The 18,903-nt window shown below is 59.2% G+C and carries 16 protein-coding genes and 1 rRNA gene; 5 read left to right on the top strand and 12 right to left on the bottom strand.

Annotated features, from left to right (window positions below; all coding sequences use genetic code 11):
* The 4 genes from rrf (at position 1) to IEG05_RS21780 (ending at position 3,517) form a co-directional block, all read left to right on the top strand.
* A 5S ribosomal RNA gene (gene rrf / locus IEG05_RS21795) occupies positions 1–116 on the top strand.
* 334 nt (positions 117–450) lie between these two features.
* A complete protein-coding gene (gene queD, locus IEG05_RS21790; protein WP_014820063.1) occupies positions 451–807 on the top strand; it encodes a 6-carboxytetrahydropterin synthase QueD in 357 nt (118 codons plus the stop codon).
* Between the two features lie 221 nt (positions 808–1,028).
* Complete coding sequence (locus tag IEG05_RS21785) at positions 1,029–2,345, top strand: Na+/H+ antiporter family protein (RefSeq protein ID WP_042928853.1); 1,317 nt, start codon at positions 1,029–1,031, stop codon at positions 2,343–2,345.
* A gap of 122 nt (positions 2,346–2,467) precedes the next feature.
* On the top strand, positions 2,468–3,517 hold the full coding sequence (locus IEG05_RS21780; RefSeq protein WP_041013682.1) for an AI-2E family transporter: 1,050 nt from the start codon (positions 2,468–2,470) through the stop codon (positions 3,515–3,517).
* Positions 3,518–3,572: 55 nt separating this feature from the next.
* Here IEG05_RS21780 and IEG05_RS21775 read toward each other — a convergent pair whose 3' ends face one another.
* The 11 genes from IEG05_RS21775 to IEG05_RS21725 all read right to left on the bottom strand — a co-directional run bounded on the left by IEG05_RS21775 (position 3,573) and on the right by IEG05_RS21725 (position 17,004).
* Positions 3,573–5,567: an alkaline phosphatase PhoX gene (locus IEG05_RS21775; RefSeq protein WP_191122719.1), complete on the bottom strand. Its 1,995-nt coding sequence runs from the start codon at positions 5,565–5,567 to the stop codon at positions 3,573–3,575.
* A gap of 193 nt (positions 5,568–5,760) precedes the next feature.
* Positions 5,761–7,356: an isocitrate lyase gene (locus tag IEG05_RS21770; RefSeq protein ID WP_046618897.1), complete on the bottom strand. Its 1,596-nt coding sequence runs from the start codon at positions 7,354–7,356 to the stop codon at positions 5,761–5,763.
* A 482-nt stretch (positions 7,357–7,838) separates the two neighbouring features.
* The gene (locus IEG05_RS21765) at positions 7,839–8,648 is read right to left on the bottom strand and encodes a secretin N-terminal domain-containing protein (RefSeq protein ID WP_191122718.1); all 810 of its coding nucleotides are present in this window, start codon (positions 8,646–8,648) and stop codon (positions 7,839–7,841) included.
* The gene (locus tag IEG05_RS21760; protein ID WP_191122717.1) at positions 8,645–9,274 is read right to left on the bottom strand and encodes a DUF7931 domain-containing protein; all 630 of its coding nucleotides are present in this window, start codon (positions 9,272–9,274) and stop codon (positions 8,645–8,647) included. Before IEG05_RS21760 ends, IEG05_RS21765 begins: the two co-directional genes overlap by 4 nt.
* A 5-nt stretch (positions 9,275–9,279) precedes the next feature.
* Positions 9,280–9,705, bottom strand: coding sequence for a GNAT family N-acetyltransferase (locus IEG05_RS21755; protein ID WP_023446962.1), 426 nt, complete (start codon positions 9,703–9,705; stop codon positions 9,280–9,282).
* The gene (locus tag IEG05_RS21750; protein WP_191122716.1) at positions 9,698–10,864 is read right to left on the bottom strand and encodes a ribosomal protein uL16 3-hydroxylase; all 1,167 of its coding nucleotides are present in this window, start codon (positions 10,862–10,864) and stop codon (positions 9,698–9,700) included. Before IEG05_RS21750 ends, IEG05_RS21755 begins: the two co-directional genes overlap by 8 nt.
* 76 nt (positions 10,865–10,940) lie before the next feature.
* Positions 10,941–12,311: an adenylosuccinate lyase gene (gene purB / locus IEG05_RS21745; protein ID WP_191122715.1), complete on the bottom strand. Its 1,371-nt coding sequence runs from the start codon at positions 12,309–12,311 to the stop codon at positions 10,941–10,943.
* A gap of 87 nt (positions 12,312–12,398) precedes the next feature.
* Positions 12,399–13,037 (bottom strand): high frequency lysogenization protein HflD, encoded by a 639-nt coding sequence (gene hflD / locus IEG05_RS21740; protein WP_046618905.1) that lies wholly within the window; start codon positions 13,035–13,037, stop codon positions 12,399–12,401.
* Positions 13,034–14,161 (bottom strand): tRNA 2-thiouridine(34) synthase MnmA, encoded by a 1,128-nt coding sequence (mnmA, locus tag IEG05_RS21735; RefSeq protein ID WP_125898361.1) that lies wholly within the window; start codon positions 14,159–14,161, stop codon positions 13,034–13,036. Before mnmA ends, hflD begins: the two co-directional genes overlap by 4 nt.
* A 69-nt stretch (positions 14,162–14,230) precedes the next feature.
* Entirely contained in the window at positions 14,231–14,671 is a 441-nt protein-coding gene (locus IEG05_RS21730; RefSeq protein ID WP_046618908.1) for an NUDIX hydrolase, read from the bottom strand.
* 104 nt (positions 14,672–14,775) lie between these two features.
* Entirely contained in the window at positions 14,776–17,004 is a 2,229-nt protein-coding gene (locus tag IEG05_RS21725) for an NADP-dependent isocitrate dehydrogenase (protein ID WP_046618910.1), read from the bottom strand.
* Between the two features lie 362 nt (positions 17,005–17,366).
* Here IEG05_RS21725 and icd point away from each other — a divergent pair, with 362 nt between their 5' ends.
* Positions 17,367–18,623 (top strand): NADP-dependent isocitrate dehydrogenase, encoded by a 1,257-nt coding sequence (gene icd / locus IEG05_RS21720; protein ID WP_046618912.1) that lies wholly within the window; start codon positions 17,367–17,369, stop codon positions 18,621–18,623.
* Between the two features lie 47 nt (positions 18,624–18,670).
* On the opposite strand, the gene IEG05_RS21715 is transcribed toward icd, so the two are convergent.
* Positions 18,671–18,903 (bottom strand): transposase (locus tag IEG05_RS21715; protein WP_191121869.1); only part of this gene is annotated, 233 nt, incomplete at its 5' end.

The following is an 18,903-nucleotide window of genomic DNA, read 5'->3' as shown; positions in this document are numbered from 1 at the left end:
CTTGACGACCATAGAGCGTTGGAACCACCTGATCCCTTCCCGAACTCAGTAGTGAAACGACGCATCGCCGATGGTAGTGTGGGGTCTCCCCATGTGAGAGTAGGTCATCGTCAAGCTCCTTTCCCAAACCCCCGACCCGCGTAAGCTGGTCGGGGGTTTGCTTTTGGGGCAGAGAAAAGCACAAGGCGCTAAGGCGGTGCTGGAATTGCCGATAGTGCAACTGAACTGCAGTTATCTTGTGCTGTTTTCGTCTGCCTGGAGCCGGTGGTGACCAACCACGTAGTCCTTTGCAGTTCTCCGGCTTCACCGTGTGCCGTTAGTGCTTCAGCACTTCCACAGCCATTCATTCGCTCATCGGCCAGCATCTACAGCTGGTGTAATGCATGTGCCATGCTGTCAAAATGCGTAAAATCGCCCCTCAATCTGGCGACCAGACTGTGAGTCTATCTAGTGGAAATATTCAAAGAGTTTACGTTTGAGTCAGCACATCGTTTGCCGAATGTACCGCAGGGACACAAATGTGGCCGACTGCACGGGCATTCTTTCCGGGTAGCGTTATATATCAGCGGTACGGTGGATCCGCATACGGGCTGGATCCGCGATTTTGGTGAAATCAAGTCTGTCTTCAAGCCGTTGTATGAGCTGCTGGATCACAATTACCTGAACGATATTCCTGGGTTAGAAAACCCCACAAGCGAGAATCTTGCGAAATGGATCTGGACTGAGCTCAAACCGCTTCTGCCTGAGCTTTCGCGTATCCGTATTCATGAAACCTGTACAAGCGGTTGTGAGTACTGCGGCGATTAAGCATTGCCCAGAGCGTGCGGTCTGATCATTCCTATGCTTGGCATCTATATCAGACAAAGTGGGCTAAGTAGGCATTTGGGTAAAGCATTCTCGTGCAGCGCGTTGCCCAGGTAGATACGTGTAAGTTGCTTATCGTGCAGATCTGCTTTTGACACCCCAGTTCCGTTATTGCAGAGTACGGCGTTTTTTCCGCGACGTTTGTCGTTTGTATGGAGAGTTCAATGAACGCAGTTGTTGCGGCTGTTGGCATCATGCTGATCCTGAGTCTTTGCCGCGTGCATGTAGTGGTCGCGCTCATCGCTGGAGCCATGGCTGGCGGTTTGATTGGTGGCTTGGGAATTGAGGGTAGCTTGGCGGCATTCAACAAGGGGCTAGGCGGTGGCGCAACAGTTGCCTTGTCTTATGCGTTGCTGGGTGCGTTTGCCGTTGCCATTGGAAAAAGCGGGTTGGCTCACGCCCTTGCTGACAAGGCGCTAGCTTTGGTTGGAAAGCAAGGAGCGCAAGGGGGCGGAGCGGTTAAGTGGATGATGATCGGCTTGCTGCTTGCCGTTGCTGTTTCATCACAGAATATCCTTCCTATTCATATCGCATTTATTCCCCTACTGGTTCCCCCGCTGCTTTTTGTGCTGTCGAAGATGAAGATCGACAGGCGTTTGATTGCATGTGTGCTCGCGTTCGGTCTGATTACCCCGTATATGTTTCTCCCGGTCGGGTTCGGCAATATTTTCTTGAACGAGATCTTGCTGGCAAACGTTGCTAAAAGTGGCGTGGATGTAACTGGAATCAAAGTCACGCAGGCAATGCTGATCCCCGCAATCGGGATGCTCGTGGGATTGCTGATTGCTTTTTATAGCTATCGAAAGCCCCGCGAATACGACCTCGTGCGTGTCGAGCAGCTTGAAAAAACTACAGTGACCTACAGTCCCCTCACGCTGCTGGTGGCTGCTGTCGCAGTTGCAGCGGCCTTCGTGATTCAGCTTTGGCTGGACTCGATGATACTTGGCGCGCTTGCTGGGTTCGTGATCTTTTCCGTTTCCGGCGTGGTGCGCTGGCGCGAAGCGGATGACCTGTTCACCGACGGGATGAAGATGATGGCCATGATTGGCTTCATCATGATCGCGGCCGCTGGTTTTGCCGAGGTGATGCGTGAAACGGGCGAGGTCAAGTTGCTGGTAGACGCTTCGACTCAATGGATCGGCGACAGCAAGGCTGTCGGCGCGCTGTTGATGCTCCTGGTGGGATTGCTGGTAACCATCGGAATTGGGTCTTCTTTTTCCACAGTGCCGATCATTGCCGCGATTTTTGTTCCCCTAGGTGTCGAGCTGGGTTTTAGTCCGTTGGCGATCGTCAGTCTGGTCGGGACTGCCGGTGCTCTGGGCGATGGCGGTTCTCCCGCATCCGACTCCACTCTCGGTCCGACCGCCGGGTTGAATGCGGACGGCCAGCACAATCATATCTGGGATACTGTCGTGCCGACGTTTCTACATTACAACCTGCCACTTCTGGCATTTGGTTGGTTGGCGGCAATGACGCTGTAACGCATCAAATTCAGTGTCAGCTGTACGCCTAACTCCGGCCTGACACTGAATCATCTGCCAGGCCCGCACTCGTACCGTCGCTCGTTGACTAAACAGAACCAAACGCAGCGACAGGGTCAACAATGGACAATTCGAGGCTCGAGCAGAAGGTCTTTCTTGCGCTGCTGGTGGTGGTGTCTCTGGCTTTTGGCTGGATCCTGCTGCCGTTCTATGGGGCAGTCTTCTGGGCGGTGATACTGGCGATCATCTTCGCCCCCTTGCAGCGCTATCTTTACAGACGGTTTAGCCAGCGACGCAACCTGACAGCTCTGATCACCTTGCTAGTTTCGTTGCTGGTCGCCGTACTGCCGGTGATTCTGATCGCCGGGATGCTGGTTCAAGAGGGGGCGATCCTCTACAAGCAGATCGAAAGTGGCGAGCTGGACATCGGCAGCTGGGTCGTCAACTTCCGCGAGCTCCTGCCTCAATCGATCCAGCTGCAGCTTCAGCGCTTCGGTTTCGGTGACCTCGATTCCATGCGTGAACGGCTGGCCTCTGGGGCGCTCGAGGGAAGTCAATTCCTCGCGACAAAAGCGTTCAGTTTTGGCCAGGGGACGTTCCAGTTTCTGGTCAGCTTCTTTGTCATGCTGTACCTGCTGTTCTTCTTGATTCGCGACGGGCGTGATCTGGTGGCGCGTATCAGGAAGGCCATTCCGCTCAGCGATGCTCAGAAGCGGCGCCTGTTCAGCAAGTTCACGCGAGTCGTACGCGCGACGGTAAAAGGAAACATTGTCGTCGCCGTTACCCAAGGAGCGCTCGGCGGAATCATCTTCGCCGTGCTCGGGATATCCGGGGCGCTGCTGTGGGGCGTGCTGATGGCATTCCTGTCATTGTTGCCCGCTGTCGGCGCGGGCCTGATATGGACGCCGGTAGCTATCTATTTCCTGATGACCGGCGCGATCTGGCAGGGCGTGATACTCACGCTTTATGGTGTGCTGGTAATCGGCCTGGTGGATAACATCCTTAGGCCCATTCTGGTTGGAAAGGATACAAAGATGCCGGACTACGTCGTGCTTATCTCCACGCTGGGGGGGCTGGCATTGTTCGGACTGAATGGTTTCGTGATCGGCCCGCTGGTCGCGGCGCTATTCATATCGACCTGGGGTCTTTTCACCTCACCAGATGAGCCTTGAGTGTGGTCAGTGGATTGATAGGGGGGGCCAGCCTTGTGGCTTGCCCCCTCCGCAGTTACATCAGGCGCTTTCCGTCGTCCCGCGTGACGATGACGGTTGCTGAGCGGGGTCTGCGACCCGGCCCGTCCGGCCACGTGCTCGTGTAGTTCGTCGCGGTCGAGTCTTCGCCAGGGTGCTGGATGTTGACGAACAGGGTCCGAAAGTCCGGTGTAGCTGTGATTCCGGTTACCTCAGCGCCCTGAGGCCCGACGAGAAACCGTTTGATCTCACCGGTCCTGGGATCGGAAACCAACATCTGATTGTTACCAAACGGCCCGCTGCGCAGTTGACTACCGCTCATGTCAGTCTGAATCCACAGTCGACCCTCGTCGTCGAACCACAACCCATCCGGGCTGGCCATGATGTTGCTTTCATCCAGCGCTCGACCCTTCGGCCCCCGGCTGTTGTCCTGCGGCCCGGCAAGCAAATAGATATCCCAGTTGAATCGCGTGCCTGCAAAGTCGCGGCTCGCTTCACGCCAGCGAATGATGTGACCAAATGCGTTTGGTGCTCGCGGATTGGAGGCGTCGGTTTCCTTGCGTCCGCTGTTGTTGGTGAGGGTGAAGTAGACCTCACCGCTGTCTGGGTTAACCGCCCCCCATTCTGGGCGATCCATCTTGGTGGCTCCGACGATGTCGGCGGCCAGACGGGTGTTGATCAGGACTTCACCTTGATCGGCAAATTGAACACCGGCGGTCTCGCAGGCCCGCTGGAAGGCCGGATCGGCATGATCGAGAGCGAGCCAGTCACCACTGCCGTCGGTGTTGAAACGCGCGACATAGAGAGTCCCCTCGTCCAGCAGCCGCCCATCGCTTCGCTGCGGCCGATAGCGGTCGCGGCTGACGTACTTGTAGATATATTCGTTCTGCGAATCGTCGCCGGAATAACAGACAACGGGGCGGCCCGGCCTGACGGGGGCAAACACCAGTCCCTCGTGGGCGAAACGGCCGAGGGCCGTGTGCTTGACTGGCGTTGAGTTCGGATCGAACGGATCTATCTCGACGATCCAGCCAAAGGTGTTCGGCTCGTTACGATAATCCGCTTGTGGATCGGTCGCGATGCGCGAGGCGTTGAAGCGCTCGAACTCATCGCCGGCAACTGTCTCCCAGCCATAACGACCGCTGCCGCGCACACCATAGCGGCTAAGTTCACGAGGTAGGTCGCTGTCGGCCGTGGCGAAGTAACCTGCCCAGTTTTCCTCGCAGGTGAGGTAGGTACCCCAAGGCGTATGCCCGTTGGCGCAGTTGTTAAGGGTTCCGCGGGTTGAGGTGCCGCTCGGGCTGTAGCGGGTGCGCATCAGCGCATGGCCGCGCGCGGGGCCTTCAATGCGCATCGGCGTGGCACCCGTTATGCGGCGGTTACGGGCTGTCGGCAAGACCGACCAATCGCCACGCGGGCCGCGGCGGATTTCTACTACCGAAACGCCGTGGGCGTTGATTTCCTTACGGACCTCGTCGACATCGACACGCTTACCATCGACCACCGTCGGGCCGTTGGGGTGAAGCAGAGGCGCTTGAATGTATTCGTGATTTAGCACCAGCAAGCCGTGATCGCTCTGGCGCCCGCCGAGTTTTGCGTTCATCGGGAAGAAATGCATTCCGTCGTGATGCATGCCGACTTGTTGAGCCTGGTCTTCGGCGCTATTGCTCGCGTCTTCCATCCAGGTCGGGTAGCTACCGGTAATCGGGGTGCCCCATGGAATGAAAGTGGTCGCGGAATAGCCAGCGGGAACGGTGATAGCATCGGCTCGCGTTACCGTCACTGGCGAAAACGGCAGACGGGTACGGCGTCGGAAGGGGAGGTCCTTGAGTCCTTGCGCGGATGGTTCAGCCGCTTGCGCAAGTCCGGGAATAGCCGTACCGAGAAAGGCCATGGCTCCCAGGGCTGCGCCGCCAACCACTACCTTTCGACGGCCAGCAGAGATCACATCCTGAATGTGTGGGTTCGTCGAGTGGTTACTGGGCAACTCGTCCCCGTTGCCAAACAAAATGTCGTTGTTCTCAGTAGTCACGGCGCAGCTCCATTACGATTTTTGTCGGAGCCATGACGCTAAATTCGATATGCGACAACAGAATGACAGGTAGCGGTCGTGCCGACGAAATGTCGCCTCGTCTACGCAGTCTGCTTGCTCGCAAAAAAAAGCCTCGGCAGATGCCGAGGCTTTTTGTTAACACCTGCGGCCGGTGAGGGCCGCGAACCGATTCTTAGTGGAACTGGTTCATGGTGTTGTCTTTACCGCTTGCCTTCAGAGCGGCTTCGCCAGCGAAGTACTCCTTGTGGTTGTCGCCGATGTCGGAACCAGCCATGTTCTGGTGCTTGACGCAGGCGATGCCCTGACGCAGTTCCTGACGCTGAACGCCCTTCACGTACGCCAGCATACCCTGGTCGGCGAAGTACCCCTTGGCCAGGTTGTCGGTGGACAGCGCGGCGGTGTGGTAGGTCGGCAGGGTGATCAGGTGGTGGAAGATGCCGGCGTGAGCCGAACCGTCGCGCTGGAAGGTACGGATCTTCTCGTCTGCAACCTGGGCCAGTTCGGTTTCGTCGTACTCGACGCTCATCAGCTTGGCGCGGTCGTAAGCAGAAACGTCCTTGCCTTCGGCGACGAACGCGTCGAACACCTGCTGGCGGAAGTTCAGAGTCCAGTTGAACGACGGGCTGTTGTTGTAGACCAGCTTGGCGTTCGGAATGGTCTTGCGGATTTCGTCAACCATGGCCGCGATCTGACCAACGTGCGGCTTCTCGGTTTCGATCCACAGCAGGTCAGCACCGTTCTGCAGCGAGGTGATGCAGTCCAGTACGCAGCGCGCTTCACCGGTGCCAGCACGGAACTGGAACAGGTTGGACGGCAGACGCTTCGGACGCAGCAGCTTGCCTTCGCGCTTGATGACGACATCGCCGTTGCCCAGTGCGGCTTCGGAAACTTCTTCGCAATCCAGGAAGGAGTTGTACAGGTCGCCCAGGTCGCCCGGCTCTTTGGTGACGGCGATCTGCTTGGTCAGGCCGGCACCCAGGGAGTCGGTACGCGCAACGATCACGCCGTTGTCGATGCCCAGCTCGAGGAAGGCGTAGCGAACGGCGGCGATCTTGGCGAGGAAGTCGGCGTGGGGAACGGTCACTTTACCGTCCTGGTGGCCGCACTGCTTCTCGTCGGATACCTGGTTTTCGATCTGGATGCAGCAAGCGCCTGCTTCGATCATGCGCTTGGCCAGCAGGTAGGTGGCTTCCGGGTTACCGAAGCCAGCGTCGATGTCTGCGATGATCGGTACGATGTGGGTTTCGTAGTTATCGATCTGATTCTGAATGTCGGCAGCCTTGGCGTTGTCGCCAGCTTCACGAGCAGCATCCAGGGCGGTGAAGAGCAGGTCCAGTTCGCGGCTGTCAGCCTGACGCAGGAAGGTGTACAGCTCCTCGATCAGGTCGGAGACGGCAGTCTTCTCGTGCATGGACTGGTCCGGCAGCGGGCCGAACTCGGAACGCAGGGCAGCAACCATCCAGCCGGACAGGTAGAGATAACGCTTGTTGGTGGTCTTCAGGTGCTTCTTGATGGAGATCAGCTTCTGCTGACCGATGAAGCCGTGCCAGCAACCGAGGGACTGCGTGTAGACGGACGAGTCGGCGTCGTACTCGGCCATATCCTTGCGCATGATGTCGGCGGTGTACTGAGCGATTTCCAGACCGGTCTTGAAGCGGTTCTGGGCGCGCATGCGAGCGACGGACTCAGGGTTGATGGCGGCCCAGCTGCTGCCGTATTGCTCTTTCAGGGCGGCAACGGCCTTGATGTCGTCTTGATATGCGGACATGTTCAATCCTTCAAAAATGAGTGTGGTTGAGCACCGACTTTTCCCACCGAAACCTACGTGCTATCGCTGATCATTGCGGGCAACACGCGGCAGAGCGTCGAAATATCGACCGGGACGAGGATTGAACCAAGAGAAGGGGGGATACGACCGCCGGGCTGGTTCCGGTTGCTGCGCCCACAGCCGGCGTGGCTGCCGTGTGCGCTACAACAACGAGAAGCTTCAGTCTGGCTGATGCGTCAATCGCTACCCCGTCCCTCAGGACGACTCGTTCCAGTCGCAACCTCGTCAGTCCGCCTTGTGGGCAGTACAGTCACGGAACGGCTCGGCTGGTTGGCTTGAGCACGCCCCGGAGACCCTTGCCAGGGCCCCTGGTTAGCGGGAGCGGGGCAATAATGCTCCGCTGAAATTGCATCGTCAATCGTTTTGTAGTGTTTTCTTTGGGGCACTACATCGTGGCGTGGCTGTCAGGGACCTGCTGATGTTCAGTCCAGAACATCGACCTTGAGGCGCATCGACAGGTTCTGGCCGCCTTGGGTGGAATAGCGACGTAACGTGCCTTGCTGCTCGGAGCTCGCGCTTTCATCGACGCCGCCGATGGTGATCCATTCACCGATACGACCGCTTACCCGAGTGTCCGCGTTCTGAACCTCCACCACGCCACCACGGCCTTGCGCAAGCCGGTCTCGGGTACTGCCTATGGTGACTTGCACCCGGTCGCCGTGCACTGTGGCGGTGGCGTAGAAGCCGCGGAGAACGTCGCGATATTGCGTCTGCTGGTAGATCTGGCCGTAGCCATCTGTGTCCTGGGTGGTCAGCGGCACACTCTGGCCCACCTGAATCAGCGCCGGATAACCCTCGCTGGCCTGAACCTGCTGAACGCCGCCATCCCTGCTGTTCGTGCTGCGGCGGATGATTCGCACCCGATCACGCCCACCAATCTCTCCGCGTCCGGTTTCAAACTCCACGTCGCCGGAGCGTACCGAGCCGTCCACCTGATAACCGCCTGCGGAGCTGCTGGCCGAGTCCTGAGTATCGACACTGATGAGCAGACGCTTGGGCTCGACGTCCAGCTGATCGATCACCTGCCGCAGTTCGCTGATGAGCGCGTCCGGTGCATTGACGATCAGCTGGCTGCCGTAGGCTGTGACCCGTCCCTGACCACCGAGCACCGACTCCGCTACGGGAATAACGTCTTCGGCCATGCGGTTGTCGAGCTGAATGACTTCGGTCGCCGCTTGCAACGGAAGACAGATGCTGACAGCAACGGACAGCAGAAAGATTCGAGGGCTCATAGCAGAAAACTCCGCAGGTTTGCATCCGCTAATCCATGTTCCCAGGCCTTGTCGAATTCCGCTTGGCGTATGCGCACCCGGGCGAGGTCGTGGTACAGGGCATAGCCAGCGTATTGGTCAGCCTTGGGGCGTTGCAGCAGACCACAATCATCGGCGATCAGATAGGCGCCGCTCTGCTCGGGATAATCGGGGTTCAGCTTGCGGATATGTACATTGCTGGTCAATCGCCGAGCAAGCTGCAGAAGACGGTGGCCTTCTTTGATCGCTCGTGTCGGGTCGCCGATCAAGATACGCAGGCGGTTGCGCGGGTGGGCCAGCAGTAGGCGAGTGCAAGCCTGCTGAACGCTGCTGTGATGATAAAGCCAGGGTTCCAGATCCGTGCTGTAGATGCACAGCGAGCGAGTCGCCTGCTGCAGCATGGCCAAAGCATGCTGGCGAACCTCGTTGGGTTCGCTGAAGCGTTGCAGTTCGGTGTCCTGTCCAAGCTCAAAGGTGGCCGCTCTCCAAGCGAGAGGCTCGGGAAGGTCGGCTTGGGGGTTGTGAACGGCAAAACGCCCCGGAGAGTGAAAGTCTATGGCCGGGAGTTCGGCCTGATCGCAACTTTCGTCAGGGGCGCTGTCGCTCATACGGCTCAGTGGCTCCGGCGGAGCATGTCGACGTGGGGGATTCCAGCTTCGAGAAACTCGTCGCTGACCACTTCAAAACCAAGTCGCTCATAGAAGGCGGTGGCGTGAACCTGCGCAGTCAGTGTCTGCTCCGTCAGGCCCCGGCGCTCCGCCTCCGCAAGGACGGCGCGCATCAGCGCATCGCCCACGTTCATGCCGCGCCAGTCGCGCAGGACTGCTACCCGGCCAATCTGCCCGTCGGCCAGCAACCGTGCGGTACCGATCGGATAGTCGCCCTCGAGGGCGAGAAAATGCACGGCTTCGCTATCGTCGGCATCCCACTCCTGCTCGGGCGGAACGGCCTGCTCGGCAATGAACACGGCCTCCCGAATGCGCCGCAGTTCGGCGTTGTCCTGCTGCCAGTCGGCGATCCGTACCTGAACGCTATTCATCAGCAAACTCCAGACTTCCTTGTTTGACCAGTTCGCACAAAAGCCCCCGGCCATCGTCGTCGCTCAGCCAGTCGCCGATGTTATCGGCGTGCAACGCATCAGCCGAGCAGATCAGTTTCAACAGTTCGCGCAGCTTAGAGGGAAGCAGGCGACTCTGGCCACTGGCGAACAGTAGCAGGCCGATGTCGACTTCGCTCCAGGCCACGCGTGCCGCCGGGTTGCGGACCAGCAGGGCGCCATCTTCGATTGCCGAGCGCAGATCGATCTCATCCAGCTCAGGCCCCTCCACGCGCTCCGGATAGCGCGGCTCGGTCATGAACTGGCCGAACCAGGTGAGCAACAAACGCTCGTCGCTCATGTGCTCGGCAAGCAGCGCTTTCAATCGGTCCAGTGCGTCGCTCTGGATCTGGTAGGGGTCGTCGCTCGGTTGCAGATCGGCGTCGCTGTAACGATCCTCGTCCGGCAGGAACTGCGCCAGGAAGTCGGTGAAATGGGTCAGTACCTCGGCAGCGCTAGGGGCACGGAAACCGACCGAATAGGTCATGCAGGCATCCTCTGCGGTGCCGAAGTGGGCCAGGCGTGGCGGAAGGTAAAGCATGTCACCGGGTTCCAGCACCCATTCATCGGTGCCTTCGAATTCGGCCAGGATGCGTAGATCGCCGTGGGTCAGCATCGGGCTTTCGCTGTCGCACATCTGCCCGATGCGCCAGCGGCGCTGACCATGCGCCTGCAGCAGGAATACGTCGTAGTTGTCGAAATGCGGGCCGACACCGCCGCCCGGTGCGGCATAGCTAATCATCACATCGTCGATGCGCCAGTTGGGAAGGAAGCGGAAGTGCTCGATCAGATCGGCGACTTCCGGTACCAGCTGGTCGACGGCCTGGACCAGCAGGGTCCAGTCACGCTCGGGCAGCTGCTGGTAGGTGTCTTCGGCAAAGGGACCGCGACGCAACTCCCAGGGGCTTTCGCCGTGCTCGATGATCAGGCGGGATTCGACTTCCTCTTCCAGCGAAAGGCCGGCCAGTTCGTCCGGCGAGATGGGGCTCTGAAAGTCTGGGATGGCCTGGCGAATGAGCAGCGGTCTCTTCTGCCAGTAGTCGCGCAGAAATTCCCGGGAGCTGATGCCGCCCAGAATTTGAAGTGGAATATCAGAAGTCATGCGTAATACCTTGCTCTATATACAGAGCTGAAAATAAAAACGCCCGGCACAGCCGGGCGTGCATACATGGTCGTACTCAGATGCGCTTGGCCTGGGCAACGGCGTTGCCGATGTAGTTGGCCGGCGTCAATTTGCGTAGTTCGGCCTTTGCTTCGGCAGGAATATCCAGACCGTCGATGAAAGACTGCAGGGCTTCGGGCGTAATGCCTTTGCCGCGGGTCAGGTCCTTCAGTTTTTCGTAGGCGTTTTCCACGGCGTAGCGGCGCATGACCGTCTGTACCGGTTCGGCCAGCACTTCCCAGCACGCGTCGAGGTCTTCGGCGATGCGGGCGATGTTGAGCTCCAGCTTGCCGATACCCTTGAGGCTCGCTTCGTAGGCTATGACGCTGTGGGCAAAGCCGACGCCAAGATTGCGCAGCACGGTGGAGTCGGTCAGGTCACGCTGCCAGCGGGAGATCGGGAGCTTGCTGGCCAGGTGCTGGAACAGTGCATTGGCGATACCCAGGTTGCCTTCGGAGTTCTCGAAGTCGATCGGATTGACCTTGTGCGGCATGGTCGACGAGCCGATCTCGCCAGCAACGGTCTTCTGCTTGAAGTAACCGAGCGCGATGTAGCCCCAGACGTCGCGGTCGAAATCGATGAGGATGGTGTTGAACCGGGCGATGGCATCGAACAGTTCGGCAATGTAGTCGTGCGGCTCGATCTGCGTGGTGTAGGGGTTCCATGTCAGGCCGAGGTCGCCTTCGATGAACTCGCGGGCGTTGGCTTCCCAGTCGATCTCGGGATAGGCGCTCAGGTGGGCGTTATAGTTGCCCACTGCGCCGTTGATCTTGCCCAGCAGCGGAACGGCGGCGACCTGGGCGATCTGGCGCTCCAGACGGTACACCACGTTCGCCAGCTCCTTGCCGAGTGTCGTCGGCGACGCCGGCTGGCCATGCGTACGCGAGAGCATCGGTACGTCAGCGAATTGCACGGCCAGGCTGCGGATCGATTCGGCAAGCTGGCGCATCAGCGGCAGCAGAACGCTGTCGCGGCCTTCACGCAGCATCAGCGCGTGGGAGAGGTTGTTGATATCTTCGCTGGTGCAGGCGAAGTGGATGAATTCGTTGACCTTGGCCAGTTCCGGCAGCTGCTTGGCCTGCTCCTTGAGCAGGTACTCGACGGCTTTTACGTCATGGTTGGTGGTTCGCTCGAATTCCTTCACGCGCTCGGCGTGCTCCAGCTGGAAGTTCTCGGCCAGCTGGTTCAGCACCGAGTTGGCTTCGGCGGAGAAGGGGGGGACTTCCGGAATGCCTGGGTGGGCTGCCAGGCGCTGGAGCCAGCGGACTTCGACCTGAACGCGGCAGCGAATCAGGCCGAATTCGCTGAAGATCGGGCGCAGGGCGCTGGTTTTGCCGGCGTAGCGGCCGTCGACGGGGGAAACCGCCGTGAGCGAGGAAAGCTGCATAGATGGCATTCTCGGACAGTCAGGCAACGAAAAGAGGGCGCAGATTATACACGAATGGACCGGGCGGGCCCGGTACATTCGCCACCGTTAGCGGTCGTCATCCTGGGTCGAGCGCAGCCGTGGATAGAGCGCATCGAGCAGCTTGCGGCGGCTGAAGATCAATTGCCAACGGTGCCCGCCGAGCTGGCGCCACAGACGTGCCGAGCGAATTCCGGAGAGCAGCAGGGCGCGAATCTTGGCTGCATTGTCCGTCTGCTGCAGGTGGCGCATGTCGCCTTGAACCTGAATGCGCTGGCGAAATGTGCTCAGGGTGTCCTGGTACAAACCGCCGAACGAGGCCACGACATTTTCGTGGGTGATGCCGAAGTGCTCGACCTGCTGTTGAATCTGATCCAGACGGCTGCCAATGACCTGAAGCATGTCGTCGCGCTTGTCCAGCTGGCGCTCCAGACCGATCATCGCCAGTGCGTAACGCAGTGGTTCTCGCTGCAGTGCGCTGCTGTCGCGCTCCAAGGCACCGACCAGAGCGCGATAGCCATCACGCAGATTGAGGTCATCACCGCCGTAGATTTCCAGTGTGGTTTCCGGATTGCGGGCCAGCAGGCTGCCCAGCATGCAGCCGAGCGAGGCGTTCGGAACCTGGCCGGTGCGAGCGATGCGGTCCACCAATGTTGCGGCTTCGAACACTGCGCCGAGTGCAATCAGTTGTTCGTCGAGCGTATTCATGCTCGACCCTCGAACCAGGGTTCGGCCTGCTCGATCACGCCGCCGCCAAGGCAGACTTCGCCGTCGTAGAACACGACCGACTGGCCCGGTGTCACCGCCCGTTGTGGCGCTTCGAAGACGGCACGATAGCCGTCTGCCGTCTTTTCCAGCGTGCAGGCCTGATCGCTCTGGCGATAGCGGACCTTGGCGGTCAGCTGGAGCGGAGCGCTGAGGTCGATGGGGTTCACCCAGTAGATTTCCGATGCCAGCAACGCGCGCGAGAACAACCACGGATGATCGTTGCCCTGGCCGACCACCAGCACGTTGCGCTGCAGGTCCTTGCTCAGCACGTACCAGGGCTCGTCGGAAGCATCCTTGAGGCCACCGATGCCCAAGCCCTGGCGTTGACCGATGGTGTGATACATCAAGCCGTGATGACGGCCGATCACTTCACCATCGATGGTTTCGATATTGCCGGGCTGGGCCGGAAGATATTGCTTGAGAAAGTCGCTGAAGCGCCTTTCGCCGATGAAGCAGATGCCGGTGGAATCCTTTTTCTTCGCCGTGGCAAGCCCGTACTTTTCGGCGATCGCCCGCACTTCGGGCTTTTCCAGCTCGCCGACAGGAAACAGCGTCTTGCTCAGCTGTTCACCGCCGACCGCATGCAGGAAGTAGCTCTGATCCTTGTTCGGGTCCAGCCCTTTGAGCAGCTCGCTACGATCATTCACGTCGCGACGACGCACGTAATGGCCGGTCGCGATGAGGTCCGCCCCTAGCATCAATGCGTAGTCGAGAAAGGCTTTGAACTTGATCTCCCGGTTGCAAAGGATGTCCGGGTTCGGCGTGCGTCCTGCCTTGTATTCGGCAAGGAAGTGTTCGAAGACGTTGTCCCAGTATTCGGCTGCAAAGTTCGCCGTATGCAGCTTGATGCCGATCCGGTCGCACACCGCTTGGGCGTCGGCCAAGTCTTCCTTGGCGGTGCAGTATTCCGTGCCGTCGTCCTCTTCCCAGTTCTTCATGAACAGGCCTTCGACCTGATAGCCCTGCTCGAGCAGCAGGAGGGCGGAAACGGAAGAGTCCACTCCGCCGGACATGCCGACGATGACACGTGTTTTTTCCGGGGCGGTGAGGGTGGTTACAGACATAGGAACACGCTGAGGCTCTGCAAAGGGGCGGAATTCTATCAGGCTGCAGCAGGCATGACGAAGCCGCGTTCAGTTGCGAATCACGTCAAGCGAATGCAGCGGCCCGGTCAGATAATCATCGATGCAGCGGGGCACCAGTTCGCTGCGCCAGCGTTCAGGTTGCGCCTCCAGCTCGTCGCGGCTCAGCCACCGAGCCGCGACAATGCCCTCGTCGAGATGACGCTGCGGATCATGCTGCAGGGCTCTGGCGGCGAAGCATACGCGCTGATAGGTCACGCCATTGCTGGGCGCGGTGTACAGATAAATTCCCACAACGCCAATGAGCTCGACCTCCCAGCCGGTTTCTTCGAGGGTTTCCCGTACAGCCGCCTGGCGCAGATTCTCATTGGCTTCGAGATGCCCAGCAGGCTGATTGAGTACGAGTCGGCCCGCCTTGAGCTCTTCTACCAACAGAAAGCGCCCCTGGTCTTCGATAACGGTCGCGACGGTAATATGCGGTTGCCAGTCCATAAGAGCTGCCTTGTGTAAATGACGGGATGATAACAGTCACCTCCGTTCAGAAAGCACGAACCCCGGCACCAGGCCGGGGTTCGTGATAACACTCAAGCGTCGATTCAGGCGTTCAGCGCGGCCAGGGCTGCGTTGAAGGTTGCGCTGGGGCGCATCACCTTGCTGGTCAGTTCCGGATTGGAGCGGTAGTAGCCACCGATATCCACCGGCTTGCCTTGCACCTCGGCCAGTTCGGCGACGATGGTCGCTTCCTGCTCGGTCAACTGCTTGGCCAGCGGGGTGAAGTGGGCCTTCAGTTCGGCGTCTTCGTCCTGCGCGGCCAGAGCTTGCGCCCAGTACAGAGCCAGGTAGAAGTGGCTGCCGCGGTTGTCCAGCTGACCAACCTTGCGCGCCGGTGACTTGTTGTTATCCAACAGTTTGCCGGTGGCCTGGTCAAGGGTCTTGCCGAGGATCTTGGCCTTGATGTTGTCGGTCTTGATGCCGGTTTCTTCCAGGGATACCGCCAGTGCCAGGAACTCACCCAGCGAATCCCAGCGCAGGTAGTTCTCTTCGACCAGCTGCTGCACGTGCTTCGGCGCGGAGCCGCCGGCGCCGGTTTCGTACATGCCGCCGCCCGCCATCAGCGGAACGATTGAGAGCATCTTGGCCGAAGTGCCCAGCTCCATGATTGGGAACAGGTCGGTCAGGTAGTCACGCAGAACGTTGCCGGTCACCGAAATGGTGTCCTGGCCACGAATCATGCGCTCCATGCTGACGCGGATGGCTTCGTTGTAATCCATGATGCGGATGTCCAGACCGCTCAGGTCGTGATCCTTGAGGTAGGTTTCGACCTTGTTCTGCAACTGACGATCATGGGCGCGCTCCGGGTCAAGCCAGAAGACTGCCGGGGTGTTCGACTGGCGAGCACGGGTCACGGCCAGCTTGACCCAGTCGCGGATCGGAGCGTCTTTGGTCTGGCAGGCGCGCCAGATGTCGCCTTTCTCGACTTCGTGCTGCATCAGCACGGTGCCGTCGGCCAGAACGACGCGCATGGTGCCGTCGGCCTGCATCTCGAAGGTCTTGTCGTGCGAACCGTATTCCTCGGCTTTCTGTGCCATCAGGCCGACGTTCGGGACGCTGCCCATGGTGACCGGGTCGAAGGCGCCGTTGGTTTTGCAGAAGTTGATCATCTCCTGGTAAATGCGGGCATAGGTGCTCTCCGGCATTACCGCTTTGGTGTCCTTCTGCTTGCCGTCCTTGCCCCACATCTGACCGGAGTTACGGATCATCGCCGGCATCGAGGCGTCGACAATGACGTCGCTCGGGATGTGCAGGTTGGTGATGCCCTTGACCGAGTCGACCATCGCCATTTCAGGGCGGTGGCTGTAAACCTCATGGATGTCATGCAGGATTTCTTCCTGCTGCGAGACCGGCAGCGACTTGATCTTGTCGTAGACGCTGCTGATACCGTTGTTCGGGTTGACGCCCAGTTCCTTGAACAGCTCGCCGTACTTGTCGAACACATCCTTGTAGTAAACGCTGACCGCATGACCGAAGACGATCGGGTGCGAGATCTTCATCATGGTGGCCTTGACGTGCAGGGACCACATCACGCCGGTTTCCTTGCAGTCCTGCAGGGTGTCTTCGAAGAAGGCGCGCAGCTTGTTGCAGCTCATGAACATGCCGTCGAGCACTTCGCCTTCCTGCAGAGACAGCTGCTTCTTGACCTCGACCTTGCCGTCCTTGCCGACGAACTCAATGCGCACGTCACCAGCTTTGTCCATGGTGATCGACTGCTCGCTGGAGAAGAAGTCGCCACCACGCATGTAGTCGGCATGGGACTGCGAAGCCTTGCTCCACTTGCCCATCGAGTGCGGGTGCTTGCGAGCGTAGGCTTTCACGGCGGCCGGAGCGCGGCGGTCGGAGTTGCCTTCGCGCAGCACGGGGTTCACGGCGCTGCCGAGTACCTTGCTGTAGCGCGCGCGTGCGTCTTTCTCCGCATCGGTCTGCGGGTCTTCCGGGAAGTTGGGGATGTTGTAGCCCAGGGCCTGCAATTCGGCGATGGCGGCCTTGAGCTGCGGCACGGAAGCGCTGATGTTGGGCAGTTTGATGATGTTGGCATCGGGCTGAACGGTCAGCTCGGCAAGCTTGGCCAGGTCGTCGTCGACTTTCTTGTCAGCGTCGAGCTGGTCGGCAAAGCTCGCAAGAATGCGCCCTGCAAGAGAGATGTCGCGTGTTTCGACGGCTATGTCAGCGGAGGCGGCGAAGGCTTCTACAATAGGAAGAAGCGAATAGGTAGCCAGCGCAGGGGCTTCGTCGGTGAAGGTATAGATGATCTTCGAAGGGGTGGACATTTAGCGATAACTCTCTTCTTGCAGGGCGTGCACAGAATCCCGAGTGCGCCGGGTAGGCGCTCTGGCTCTCCGTCTAGATGAAACCAGAAGGGGGATTCGCCGCGGTGATGATGGATGCACCAATAGAGTGTCGAGCATTTGAACCGCCGAGCCGCGGTAGCGACTCTGAGGTTTCAAGGGGCGGGACTTGTACAAGACAGGTTCGTCCCTTATGACTTGTGAGTCATCGCGGCAGTATACCATCGAGCCAGCCTCGGGCAGAACGGCATTGCGCATACGACGAACGAACATGTAGTTTCAGGCAATTCGAGTGGGTTACCCTCAAAGATGATCGATGTCTAACCACGAAGACGGAGTCCAGCATGGGATACCAAAAGATCCAGGTGCCATCCAGCGGTGACAAAATTACCGTTAACGCCGATAACACCCTGAACGTCCCCGACAACCCGATCATCCCTTATATAGAAGGGGACGGTATCGGCGTCGACATCAGCCCGGTGATGATCAAGGTCGTGGATGCCGCTGTTCAGAAGGCCTATGGCGGCAAGCGCAAGATTGCCTGGATGGAGATCTACGCGGGCGAGAAGGCTACGCAGGTCTACGATCAGGACACCTGGCTGCCGAAGGAAACCCTCGAAGCTGTCCGCGATTACGTCGTGTCGATCAAAGGCCCCCTGACCACTCCGGTCGGCGGTGGCATCCGCTCCTTGAACGTTGCGTTGCGCCAGGAGCTTGATCTCTATGTCTGCCAGCGTCCGGTTCGCTGGTTCACCGGTGTGCCGAGCCCGGTCAAGAAGCCGGGCGACGTGGATATGGTGATCTTCCGGGAGAACTCCGAAGACATCTACGCCGGTGTCGAGTGGAAGGCAGGCTCCCCGGAAGCGGAGAAGGTCATCAAGTTCCTTACCGAGGAAATGGGCGTCAAGAAGATCCGTTTTACCGAAAACTGCGGAATTGGGGTCAAGCCGGTTTCACTGGAAGGTACGAAGCGTCTCGTTCGCAAGGCGTTGCAGTACGCCGTCGACAATGACCGCAGCTCCGTCACAATTGTCCACAAGGGCAACATCATGAAGTTCACCGAGGGTGCCTTCAAGGAGTGGGGCTATGAAGTGGCCCGCGACGAGTTTGGCGCCGAGATGCTGGATGGCGGGCCTTGGATGCAGTTCAAGAACCCTAACACCGGCAAGAACATAGTAGTCAAGGACGCCATCGCCGATGCCATGCTTCAGCAGATACTGCTGCGCCCGGCCGAGTACGACGTCATCGCAACACTCAACCTGAACGGTGACTACCTGTCCGACGCGCTTGCCGCTGAGGTCGGCGGTATCGGTATTGCCCCCGGGGCAAACCTTTCTGACACGGTCGCCATGTTCGAAGCTACGCACGGTACCGCGCCGAAGTACGCCGGTCAGGACAAGGTCAATCCGGGCTCGCTGATTCTCTCGGCTGAGATGATGCTGCGCCATATGGGTTGGGTGGAAGCGGCAGACCTGATCATCAAGTCGACCGAGAGCGCTATCGCCGCCAAGACCGTCACCTACGACTTCGAGCGTCTCATGGAGGGCGCCCAGTTGATGTCATGCTCGCAATTTGGCGACGCGATGATCAGCCATATGTAAGGTGTGGAATGAAAAAGGCCGATCAGATGATCGGCCTTTTTTTTGGTTCATCGCGCTTTCCCGGGGAAGGCAGCCTTGATTTTCAGGAAAAAGTATTCCGAGTCCCGAAAACCATAGGCCATACGCTTGATCACCTTGATGCGGTTGTTGACACCCTCAAGGACGCTGGTATGCATATGGAAGTTGGCACTGGCGAGGATGCCTCGGGCGTATTTGCGCAGGTTGCGAGCGAAGCGCTGTAGCGGCGCGAGGCCGCTGTCCCGGGCGTGCCGCAACCAGG

Source organism: Stutzerimonas kunmingensis (genome assembly GCF_014764705.1).
GTDB lineage: Bacteria > Pseudomonadota > Gammaproteobacteria > Pseudomonadales > Pseudomonadaceae > Stutzerimonas.
This window is presented reverse-complemented; position numbering and strand designations above follow the sequence as displayed.